The organism is Yeguia hominis, assembly GCF_014384705.1.
GTDB lineage: Bacteria > Bacillota > Clostridia > Oscillospirales > Acutalibacteraceae > Yeguia > Yeguia hominis.
In genome coordinates, this window is sequence record NZ_JACRSN010000030.1 from 1 (window position 1) to 10,166 (window position 10,166).

The following is a 10,166-nucleotide window of genomic DNA, read 5'->3' on the forward strand; positions in this document are numbered from 1 at the left end:
TCAAATAATCCCCTTGCCTTTCGTATTTGCCGCCCAGTTCCTCAAATAATGATTTTGCCATTGTCTGTTACCTCCACATTCTTTTTTATTTTGAATGTCCGCAAAATCCGTCCTACATCAATCGGATTTGATGGCAGATTCCAATGCACAATTCTTCGGCAATAATTGTGGAAATCCAATCCTTCTTGTCCTATGGAAGTAGATGCTAAAACAAATGGTCTAAATGGAGAATTGAAAGAATTTCTAACGCTCTTTTTTCTGTCTGCGTCCTTTTCTTTTCCATCTCCTTTAGTAAAGGCAACTGCAAAGTGAGAACGAATAGCAGTTGGTTTTTCCTTTGTTCCATTTGCTCTTGCCTTAAACGCATTGAATGTATCAATAGTGTATATTGTGGTTCTCACATCCATAGAACTTGCTATTGTATAGTGTAAGTTATCAACCAAATTATTGTCTGCGTCTAAACCGTTTGTAATTAAATGAGCATATTCATCAAACATAGCCTGAATGTTTCCCTGCTTGCAATAGGTAAGCAGATTTTCCCAATGTGCGTCCTCGCTTTTTTTACCACAAGCAAGCTCGACTGTGGCTGTAGACTCGGCTGTATTCATACGGTTTATAAAGATTTTTGCAATCTGACTTGGCAAATAACTTGGAAAAGTAGTTCCTCGTTTGCAGTAAGATTGATAGGTTCTGTTTATAGTTATTGCAGGAGAAGCTATATGAACTATGCTTCATATAATGGATATATAAAGAAACTGCTGGGACTTATTTTTATCCTGTCCGACGACTTTTCTATGTTCAAAGCAAAAGATAATAGAGACAGCGATTTGTTGATGTGTTTTACTTATCACACGCACAATGTCTATCTGAAAGATAGAGAAATAACTGATTTTGAATAATGTACTTGATGGCTACTCAAACGAGCAGCCATTATTTTTTTATTGACTTTTTTCAAGTAATAGTGTATTATAACAATGTGAAGTGTGCAGTTCACAATTTTAGGAGTAAAAGAGGTGATTAAAAGTGTCGAGAGTATACACCAGTTACAGTGAGGAAGAATTTGCTCTAATATCTAATGAATGCGAGCAATATGGAATGACCCCCTCTGCATTCCAAAAGTATTGTGTACTATTATACTTAGGACAAAATGCCGAGGAAATTAAAAAGATAGATATAGAAGAAATGAAACAAATTATGAATCAAGAACTTAATAACAAAAAAGTTGGAGACAAATTCATTGTAAGTGCTTTGTTACCACCGGAAAAGTGGTCAAATCTAAATCGAAGTCAAAAAATCACATTAAGCCTATATTTAAAGAACATAATAGAAAACTGTTCTGACAGATTTAGAGTATGTGATATTTTACACAATAATATCAAGCAATATGAAAGATACTAAAGTCAAGCGAAAGAAAAAATGTTATGGATTATTTGAAAACGGCAGATGAAATTGTTGATGTCTATTTTGTCACATATATAGAGTCTTGTGATAAGAATAATAATTCACATTCTACATCTTGGAGAAATAGATATATAGGTCAAGACGGTGTTATCTATATTCTTAAGAATGGAAACAGACAATTCTTTGTTTGGCATCCTGTTGACGATGATTTTAAACCAATTACTTCTTTGGGAATTATTAGTTCCCGTGATGATTATTATATTAAAAAGAACAATCTATTAGTAACAACTCAGAATTCCATTTACAAATTCAGGCTTATCAACAAGGAGGTGAACACTGATGATAAAACTTAACAAAATGGAACAAAATGAATATAACGCTTTTATTGTTGCTGTTGTTCCTTCATTATTACCCGGCACATACCACTTTAGAGACTTTTTCACAAATAGAGTTACATCTGCAAGAATCGGTCGTAAATTCTATGAAGATGTTGTCAATGGTATATATCCGCATATTTCTCTTGTTGGGACAAAGGCTTCAGAAGGTTATATTTGTTCTTGAGTAAATACCTGATTTCTCATAATGTACTTGATGGCTACTCAAACGAGCAGCCATCTTTTTAATATGCCGGAATACCGTATCCGTAGATAACAGAGCTTCCGACAGGGTATGTTTTGGTTCTGCAAGTGTCGCCTGAGTTGCCCTCAACGGTATAGACTGTACCGTTTTCGCATTTCTGAACAATACCGGTGTGGTCTGTCACACCGTCGCCCTCCCAGTCAAAGAAAATGATTGTACCGGGCGAAGGCTCATACGAACCGTCTGCCCACTGTCCTCGGTCTCTGAACCATTGTACACCGTTTACACAGCCGGCATACTTTGGAATAATACCGGCGTCGATATATCCGCACTCGTTAGCACACCAAGAGACGAAGCAGGCACACCATTCTACACGGGAGTCAAATCCGTACCAAGACCAGTAAGGCTGACCGCCTACATTACCCACCTGTGACAAGGCAACCGTTACGATTTGGTCGTCGCTGTATCCGATACCGTAAAGCACCTGAGACCATAGTTGATTGTTTTCGTCCTTTAGCAGCTCGGCAAGATACTCTTTCTGCTCCTGATTAAATCCGTACATAGCCGCCATTTCATCAACGGTCTTGTGCGATACCGTGATATACAGGAAAGTTTCTGTTACTGTGGTTTCGGTCTGTACGATGTTGCCGTGTCCGTCGTCGCTTTCTTCGATTTCGGTATGGGTTTTCGTTTCCGTTCGGGAAGAAATATCGTTCATTTCCCAAAAAATATCCGACAGTAGCTGCTTCTTGGTTTCATCAACCGTAGCAACCTCCATCGGATTGTCGGGGTCGGTATTCACTTTAACAGAATAGACCGCAAGAACATCTTTCCAAACAGCTCTGCTTCCGCTCATTTCAAGCACATCATAGCTTACAGAGTTCTTTTCCTGTTCCAATCGGTCATCATATTCCTGATTGATTTCCTGAACGACTGTCTGCATTGACATTCCCGTGCCGGAATCCTCTCCCGAAAAGAAGATACCGAACACAGAACCTGCAATCAAGGCTACAAGACATAGCACAATAATTACTACCACCGCAACCCAACCGCCGGCAGCGATAGCGGCAATAAGACCTTTTACCGCCGCTATGATTGCTTTTACTGCGGCAATGGTGGCTTTGGCTGCGGCTTTAATCGTAGCGGCTGTTGCTTTGGCTGTGGCTTTTGCCGCCTGTGCCGCTTTCTGCGAAGCCTTAACTGTCGCCTGAGCTGTTTTCTGTGCCGCTTTTGCCGCTTGCTGACTGGTTTTTATCGCAGTCTTTGCAGTCTGCTCAGCCGTCTTAACCGATTTCTGTGCGGTCTTTGTTGCTTCTTTTCCGGCAAACTTAATGGTTTTCTTTCCGGAGGAAGTGGCAGACTGCTTTATGGTCTTTTCCGCCTTATCGACAGTCTTAATCGCAGAGCTTGTGTTTTGCGAAGCCTGTTTTCTCAAAGACTGCTCGGCTCGCTGCTGCTTGAAACGCTGAATACCGTCCTTTGCGGTGCGGATATTCTCTTTTGTGGTTTCAAGTCCCTTTCGTCCCGCCTTGTCAAACGCATAGGCACCATCGTGAAACACCTCGTCAATACCGCTTTCCAGTTTATCGGAAGCGTATTCCTCGGCAGAACTGCTGTTGGCATTTACCGACCGCTCCGCCTTTTCTTTTGTTGCGATATACGCCTGCTTCATTCGTTGGGTTGCGACGGCAGCCTTATCTATTGTTCGTATCGTACCTTTTGCATTGTCTTTCGTTTTAATATCAGCCATACAATCCCTCCTTCCTATGCAGGCTGAACTACCTGTTGTATTATTCGTTTATTAGCTTCGCCACTACAACAAGTCTGCCGTTTGTCCGGGAATACTCACAGGTGGAAAGGGTCAGGAGCTTGTCGCCGTATTCGGCGGTTATGCCGGTTTCGTAAAGCGACAGTTTCTTGCACTTCTCAACATAGGCAGTGAAATCCTCGGCGGTGTCCGCATTGACGAACTGATAATATTTGAAGCTGTCGGGACTATCCGTATATACTACGGTTTTGAACACGGCAATTACTTCATAGGTCTGTCTATCGGTCAGCGTATCAAAGGATACTGTTTTGTGCTTTTCCCAAAAGCTCTTGTCCTTGAATTTCATAAGACCGGCGAACATAGAGCCGTCGTTCATATGATGACCGTAGATAATGATATTGTCGCTTGGCAGTTCCATATCGCAGTTTTCCTGAACATAAGGACAGCCGTAGTCGGTGTATGCCTTATCAAAGCCGTGCTTCAGATAGAAGTTCGGGTTGTCCTTTGACTGCATAACGGGATAATTGATTTTTGTGTCCTCAACCTTAATCCAGCCGACCATATCGTTATTTTGCAGATAAAGCTCCTGATACTCCGGGATAAAGGTCTTTTCTTCGGAGTAGTTCATCAGCTCTGTGGTTTCTTCAGGCTCGGTCTCCACAACCTCAATCAGATTGTCGTACATCTCAGCCTGCTTTGCAGAGTCGCAATAGTGCTTGATGAGAAAACCTGAACTGACGGCAAATACAATGCTGAAAGCACAGATTATGGCAATATAGATTTTGTTTTTCATAGGTGTTTCCTTTCTCATTTACAGAATAGGGCAAGGGTTATGCACCCTCGCCCGGTTTGGTTGTCATCAGCTTATACAGCTTCGTATTCTTCGGGAACTTATTTGCAAACGGCACAAGCGAACTGCCGACCTTAATCAATCCGTGTCCTGCGTCAACATTCGTGATATACGAAAGCTGGAGGTCAGAAATGTTAAGGAGCTTTGCAAGCTCAATTCTGTCGGTTGACGCCTGATTGAGCATAATCAAAAACTCGCTGTTTGCAAGCATAGTTCTCGCTGTATGGCTCTGCAAAAGGTCGTCCACATTCTGTGTAATGCCGGTGGCATAAGCGCCGTACTTTCTTACACGCTTCCAAAGCGTAAACAGGAAGTTTGCAGAATACTCGTGCTGGAACAGGAGGTAGATTTCATCAATGAAGATAAAGGTCTGCTTACCTTTAGCACGGTTCTGTGTAATACGGTTCAGAATAGAGTCGAGGACGACAAGCATACCGATAGGCATAAGCTGCTTGCCGAGGTCAAGAATGTCATAACAGATAAGTCGGTTATCCGTATCAACATTGGTTGGCTTTGCAAAGGTATTCAAAGAACCGTGAGTAAACAGCTCGATAGCAAGGGCGATTTCCTTTGCTTCCGGCTCGTCCTGTTTCAAAAGCTCCGCACGAAAATCCTGCAAGGTAGGAACAGTACCGGTATATCCTCTCTGCTGATAGTCTCGGTAAACACTTGCCGTACAACGGTCGATGATAGATTTCTGCTTTGCTCCGAGGTTTGTACCGCCGATAAGCTGTTCGCAAAGGGACATAATGAACTCGGATTTCAGGATAACCGGGTTTGCTCCGTCGCCGTATTCCTTGTTCATATCCATCGCATTGATATGGCTCGGAGAAGTAGCGGAAATATTGATTATTTCGCCGCCGAGAGCTTTTACAAGCTGCGAATACTCTCGCTCAGGGTCTATGATAATAACATCTGCATTGGAGGAAAGAATGATATTTTCAATTTCACCCTTTGCCGCAAAGGATTTTCCGCCGCCGGATACGCCGAGAATAAAAGAGTTGCCGTTGAGTAGCTGTCTGCGGTCGGCAATAATCATATTTTTACTGATGACATTCTGACCGTAGTAAATGCCGTTTTCGTGGTAAATGTCCTGAACCCTGAAGGGAATAAAGACCGCAAGGCTTTCTGTGGTAAGGGTTCTGAATGCGTCAATCTTGCGTGTTCCAAAGGGCATAGCCGTATTCAGTCCGTCCATCTGCTGATACTTGAGAACGGCAAACTGGCACAAATGCTTTCTTGCCGTAGTAAGCAGAGCTTCGGTGTCGTTATCAAGCTGTTCTTTGGAGTCCGCAGTATGAACCATAGTGAGTACAGCGAACATCATTCGCTGATCACGAGTGGTAAGGTCATCAAGGAACTCCTTCATTTCCTTTTTCTGCTGTTCCATATCATACGGAACGGTAGCGGAAAAGTTATTGTTCTGATTCTGCTTTCTCTGCCAGTTGGTTATATTCGTCTCAACCCCAAGCAGTCTGCTCTCTGCTTCTCGCACCGCTTCATCGGTAGGAACAGGTACGATGTCAATGGACATCATCAGGTTGCGGTTCAGGTCGGTAAGCTCGGCTACCATACTGTCCTTGATATAGGAAGCGTACTCACGAAGAAAAAGGACTCTCCCGTAACGGTTTCCCATTTTGAAGTAGTCCTTTTCAAATTCCATTGTATCGGGGCAAACATAATCCTTGAAATCGTGTCCCTTCTTTCTCGTTTCCTTAATATTGAAGTGGTAGGCGGTTTCCTCCCCGACACGGAAGAAATCGTGGACAATTCTCAGTCTCTCATCGGTTTCAAGCTCCACACATTTGCTTCCGAGTCTTGCAAAGTGGGCAATCAGGTCAGCACCGACACGGGCAAAATAGGTTCGTGCGTCCTCCACGCTCTTTTTATTGATGGAGATAGTAACATATTTATCCTGAACGATGGCATTTGCCCCGGTTGCCTTGTCGAGAAGCATTTTGTTATATTCCTCTCGGTAAACATCAAGCTCATCGCCGGTTTCGGGGATAAGAATGGTTTTCTCAAAGTCAAGACGGTTAAGCCGTCTGTTGTTGATAGTCAGCTTTGTAGTAGCTCCGCTGTCAAGAGAGTTGAGAAGCTCGGAGTATTCAAGGAACATTGCTTCCTTATCCTCACGGCTCGCTACGGCATAGTTAATATCCGTGAACTTGAAGCTTTTGGAATACTTGTCCTTGCCTACACGGAAAATGCCGTCATCATAAATAGCGGTAATGGGAATACAATCCTGTACGCCCTTTGGTACTACGAACTTTTCTTTGTCCTGCTTTAACAGGTTTGTAAGAGTTTTAATCATTGTTCTTATAAGCCTCCTTCTGTTTTTGTTCGATTGTCGGTTTCATCAATTCGTAATAGGTGTTGGTGGAATGAAAGACCAGCTTTTTCGGCATAAGGAACTCGGACTTTATCCACGCCCATATAAATTTCTCAGCCGTCATTCCGTTGTATTTCACAAAGCCGAGAGCCGCAAAAGGGGCAGCTCCCAAAATGCACACCCACGATACAGTTTCTGTTCCGAGGTACGGTTTTAGGAGGAAGTAAAGTCCTACCGCTACCGCACAGGCGAGGACAGAAAAAATGAACTGTCTGAGCGACAGTCCAAAAAACATTGACTCTGTGTAATTTCGTATCTCTCGGTTAATTTTGACTTCCATCAAAAGCTCCTTTCTCTGCGATATGCTTGTTTTGCGTGACGGATTTCATCAGAGCAGACGCAGGTGTCCGCAAGGCAAATCACATTGCCGTTTTTCTTTCCTCCGTAATACACACAATATTTGCAGTCGCAGTCGGCAGGCGTATAGCCCTGCCATCTATCGTTATTATTCTTGTTTTTCTTCATCAGAGAACCTCCCGTTATAAGCCCATCATTTCACGGATAATTCGGTCGCTCATCTTAACCGCACCGACAAGCACAAGCATATTGAATACCAGTTCGCCGATATATGCCCATACCTGAGTAACGGCTGCTGCGTCAGGGTTCACTACCGGCGGCGTAGAAGCAAATAGGGAGAAGATGATACAAGCAAGTACAATTACTGCTCCCTCAAGCAAAACGGCACAGTAGCTCTTTATAAAGCTCTTACCCACATTCTGCGACGGTTCTCCGGCAAATGTGGAAAGCGGTATCGGAGCGAGAGCAGTGTACATATACAGCTTGAAAAATCGTCCGTACACCGTCATTATCATAATGAACGACAAGACCGTGATAAACAGTCCGCCGATAAGAGTAACCGCCCACAATGGGATACTTTCAAAAAATCCGCAGCTTTCAATGGTTGTTACCATTTCAGCAGGTAAAGTTGTTTGATTGGGCGTACCGAATCCCGCAGATGTCATAATGGTTGAAATCGTACCTTGTACGATGTCGAACAGGGCAAGCATAAGCTCCAGCCCGTAGGTAATCACACCTTTGGCAATGGCAAAGCGGATAAACAGCTTTAATGCGTGTTCCGGTTTCTTTACATCGGTAAAACTTCCGCAGGTGCGAACCACACCGACAACAAAAAACAGAACAAGCAGGGCAAGACCGATAGCCTGAACTGCTCCGTTGATATTCACCATTACCGACCAAATACTGCCGCCTTTGAACTGTTGCGGCGAAGTGGTTAGCAACTGCCATATTTCCGAAAGCTTGCTGTTCCAAGTTTCAAGGGCATTTTCGAGGTTCTGAACTACCCAGTTATCACTCATCTGTTTGCACCTCCTTTAAGATTAGGGGCATACCTGAAATGCCAGGTATGCCCCGTTTGATAACTGTGTTCTCTTAACCGGTAATAAGGGTAAGGATTTCCTTTGCAAAGGTAATGATGATACCGCCTGCAAGAGTCAGGAAACCGTTGGCTCTCTGAGACGGGTCGTGAGACTTCAAAGAGAGACCGACCTGAACGATACCGAAGCCAAGCAGGATAAGACCGATGGCACGGATAAGACCGAAGATGAAATCGGACAGATTGTTGACTACGGTAATCGGGTCGCTGGCGGCAAAAGCGGTAACGCTCATACCGCAAACAAGAGTTGCTGCTGCGATTACGGCGCAGTAAGCACGGAAGCCTTTCTGAACCTTTCCGGTCATAGGCAGCTTCTGAGTAGTTTTCTTTTCGTTGTTCTTCTTAAAAATGTTCATTGTGTTTTCCTCCGTTAAAATAAGTTTTTATTCACTTCAAAATCCTCATCGGACAGAAGTTCGTAATTGGTTTCTCCGTAGCTTTCCTCCGGAAGTTCTTCCGGGTCAATAGAAAGAACGGAAATTGATGAGTGCTTGATGGTCACTTCGCCGTGTTTATATGCAGAAGCCTTTCCATCGGTTGTAAGTGCCACATTCGGGTGCTTCAAGATGTCGTACTTGAAGTCCATAACGGGGCGTTCTCCACGAATAAACAGAATTGCATATTGGTTATCAAGCATACGAACCTCATCAGGAGTAAGAAGCTCTCGACCGCTAATCTGATAATTTGTGGAGTAGTTGCCGCTTCGACCGGTACTTTTTCCGAAAGTGTTGGTATCAATGGTTTCCTTGCCGAGAAGCTCGGACACATATTTGTGGGTGCTTTGCTCGTTGCCGCCGAGATATAAAAACTCGTCGCAGTTACCTACAATGCTTTCCCATTGCTTTTCAAACAAGGCTTTAAGCTGTGCCAAGTTCTGCAAGATAATACTTACCGATACCCCACGGGAACGCATAACCGAAAGAATTTTGTCGAAGTCATCAGGGAGTGAAACATTCGCAAACTCGTCCATCAAAAAATGAACGGGAACGGGAAGCGAGCCGCCGTGAATATGGTCGGCAGCATAAAACAACTGCTGAAAAAGCTGTGTGTAAAGGATAGATACCAAGAAGTTAAAGCTGGAATCGTTATCCGGTATCAAAGCGAACAGAGCGACCTTTTTCTCTCCGAGTGACGGGAGGTCAAGCTCGTCTGTGGTGGTTAAAGAAGCAAGACTTTCAAGGTTGAACTTTTCCAGTCTTGCCGCAAGGGTTATCTGTATGGACTTTAAGGTTTTCGCCGCACCTGAATGATAGGAACGGTAATACTTCAAAGCAATGTGGTCGGGATTCGACATCTCCAATTCCGCAAACAGTTCATCAAGAGGAGAAGGTCTTGTGTCCTCCTCGTCCTCAATCGCACCGGCTCTGAGCATTTCCATTATCATTGCAAAGTTCTGTTCATCTTCGGGTGCTTCATAATGAAGATAAAATACAAGTGCAAGCAAAAGCATTGAAGCCGAGGTATCCCAAAAGGGGTCTTGTGATTGACTTCCTTTCGGAGTGGTACTCTTAAAAAGGTTCGTCACGAGCTTTTGCACATCGTTGTCATTCTGCAAATAGACAAACGGGTTATAGCAATGGCTTTTCTCCATTGAAATCAAATCGAGAACACGGACTTCATAGCCTTTGCTTTCAAGCAGCTTTCCGGTATCTCGGAGAATTTCGCCCTTCTGTCAAGTGGTTTTGAGATATTTTTTGAAAAATCTCCAAAGCGCATAGCTGTGCGTAAAGTCAATCAGGCAACATCTCCTTCCTGCAAAGCCATTGCTTCTTTTGCAATCAGA

The 10,166-nt window shown here is 43.6% G+C and carries 11 protein-coding genes and 2 pseudogenes; 3 read left to right on the plus strand and 10 right to left on the minus strand.

The genetic code is table 11. The annotated features are described in order from the left end of the window. Both IAG03_RS13470 and IAG03_RS13475 read right to left on the minus strand, forming a co-directional pair. Positions 1-61, minus strand: a pseudogene (locus tag IAG03_RS13470) (TnpV protein); the annotation flags it as partial. Then, positions 42-497, minus strand: coding sequence for a P-loop NTPase family protein (locus IAG03_RS13475; protein ID WP_161945185.1), 456 nt, complete (start codon positions 495-497; stop codon positions 42-44). The gene IAG03_RS13475 and the pseudogene IAG03_RS13470, both read right to left, overlap by 20 nt. 526 nt (positions 498-1,023) lie before the next feature. On the opposite strand from IAG03_RS13475, the gene IAG03_RS13480 reads away from it, so the two are divergent. From IAG03_RS13480 to IAG03_RS13490, 3 genes are read left to right on the plus strand one after another with little or no spacing between them, the layout of a single operon-like run. Then, on the plus strand, positions 1,024-1,398 hold the full coding sequence (locus IAG03_RS13480) for a hypothetical protein (RefSeq protein WP_102364679.1): 375 nt from the start codon (positions 1,024-1,026) through the stop codon (positions 1,396-1,398). A gap of 23 nt (positions 1,399-1,421) precedes the next feature. Further along, positions 1,422-1,754 carry a hypothetical protein gene (locus tag IAG03_RS13485; protein WP_015573057.1) on the plus strand — a complete coding sequence of 111 codons (333 nt, stop codon included), beginning with the start codon at positions 1,422-1,424 and terminating at the stop codon, positions 1,752-1,754. Beyond that, on the plus strand, positions 1,741-1,962 hold the full coding sequence (locus IAG03_RS13490; protein WP_015573058.1) for a hypothetical protein: 222 nt from the start codon (positions 1,741-1,743) through the stop codon (positions 1,960-1,962). The genes IAG03_RS13485 and IAG03_RS13490 overlap by 14 nt, the downstream gene beginning before the upstream one ends. A 58-nt stretch (positions 1,963-2,020) precedes the next feature. Here IAG03_RS13490 and IAG03_RS13495 read toward each other — a convergent pair whose 3' ends face one another. The 8 genes and pseudogenes from IAG03_RS13495 to IAG03_RS13530 form a co-directional block, all read right to left on the minus strand. Then, a complete protein-coding gene (locus IAG03_RS13495) occupies positions 2,021-3,730 on the minus strand; it encodes a CHAP domain-containing protein (RefSeq protein WP_015573059.1) in 1,710 nt (569 codons plus the stop codon). Between the two features lie 40 nt (positions 3,731-3,770). Continuing rightward, positions 3,771-4,541, minus strand: a complete 771-nt coding sequence (gene srtB / locus IAG03_RS13500) for a class B sortase (protein WP_015573060.1) — start codon at positions 4,539-4,541, stop codon at positions 3,771-3,773. 37 nt (positions 4,542-4,578) lie between these two features. Beyond that, positions 4,579-6,912 carry a VirB4-like conjugal transfer ATPase, CD1110 family gene (locus IAG03_RS13505; RefSeq protein ID WP_015573061.1) on the minus strand — a complete coding sequence of 778 codons (2,334 nt, stop codon included), beginning with the start codon at positions 6,910-6,912 and terminating at the stop codon, positions 4,579-4,581. Further along, positions 6,905-7,270, minus strand: coding sequence for a PrgI family protein (locus IAG03_RS13510; RefSeq protein WP_015573062.1), 366 nt, complete (start codon positions 7,268-7,270; stop codon positions 6,905-6,907). The genes IAG03_RS13505 and IAG03_RS13510 overlap by 8 nt, the downstream gene beginning before the upstream one ends. Beyond that, the gene (locus tag IAG03_RS13515; RefSeq protein WP_015573063.1) at positions 7,270-7,455 is read right to left on the minus strand and encodes a hypothetical protein; all 186 of its coding nucleotides are present in this window, start codon (positions 7,453-7,455) and stop codon (positions 7,270-7,272) included. The genes IAG03_RS13510 and IAG03_RS13515 overlap by 1 nt, the downstream gene beginning before the upstream one ends. Before the next feature lie 14 nt (positions 7,456-7,469). Continuing rightward, positions 7,470-8,306, minus strand: coding sequence for a VirB6/TrbL-like conjugal transfer protein, CD1112 family (locus tag IAG03_RS13520; protein WP_003525214.1), 837 nt, complete (start codon positions 8,304-8,306; stop codon positions 7,470-7,472). Between the two features lie 73 nt (positions 8,307-8,379). Beyond that, on the minus strand, positions 8,380-8,739 hold the full coding sequence (locus IAG03_RS13525; protein WP_014635894.1) for a glutamyl-tRNA amidotransferase subunit A: 360 nt from the start codon (positions 8,737-8,739) through the stop codon (positions 8,380-8,382). A 14-nt stretch (positions 8,740-8,753) separates the two neighbouring features. After that, positions 8,754-10,052, minus strand: a pseudogene (locus tag IAG03_RS13530) (VirD4-like conjugal transfer protein, CD1115 family); the annotation flags it as partial. Positions 10,053-10,166 lie beyond the last annotated feature (114 nt).

Excerpts from the sequence above, each read along its gene's own strand:
- IAG03_RS13495 (WP_015573059.1), bottom strand. The coding sequence starts at position 3,730 with ATGGCTGATATTAAAACGAAAGACAATGCAAAAGGTACGATACGAACA.
- IAG03_RS13475 (WP_161945185.1), bottom strand. The coding sequence starts at position 497 with ATGTTTGATGAATATGCTCATTTAATTACAAACGGTTTAGACGCAGAC.
- IAG03_RS13510 (WP_015573062.1), bottom strand. The coding sequence starts at position 7,270 with ATGGAAGTCAAAATTAACCGAGAGATACGAAATTACACAGAGTCAATG.
- IAG03_RS13525 (WP_014635894.1), bottom strand. The coding sequence starts at position 8,739 with ATGAACATTTTTAAGAAGAACAACGAAAAGAAAACTACTCAGAAGCTG.
- IAG03_RS13515 (WP_015573063.1), bottom strand. The coding sequence starts at position 7,455 with ATGAAGAAAAACAAGAATAATAACGATAGATGGCAGGGCTATACGCCT.
- IAG03_RS13520 (WP_003525214.1), bottom strand. The coding sequence starts at position 8,306 with ATGAGTGATAACTGGGTAGTTCAGAACCTCGAAAATGCCCTTGAAACT.
- srtB (WP_015573060.1), bottom strand. The coding sequence starts at position 4,541 with ATGAAAAACAAAATCTATATTGCCATAATCTGTGCTTTCAGCATTGTA.
- IAG03_RS13505 (WP_015573061.1), bottom strand. The coding sequence starts at position 6,912 with ATGATTAAAACTCTTACAAACCTGTTAAAGCAGGACAAAGAAAAGTTC.
- IAG03_RS13485 (WP_015573057.1), top strand. The coding sequence starts at position 1,422 with ATGGATTATTTGAAAACGGCAGATGAAATTGTTGATGTCTATTTTGTC.
- IAG03_RS13490 (WP_015573058.1), top strand. The coding sequence starts at position 1,741 with ATGATAAAACTTAACAAAATGGAACAAAATGAATATAACGCTTTTATT.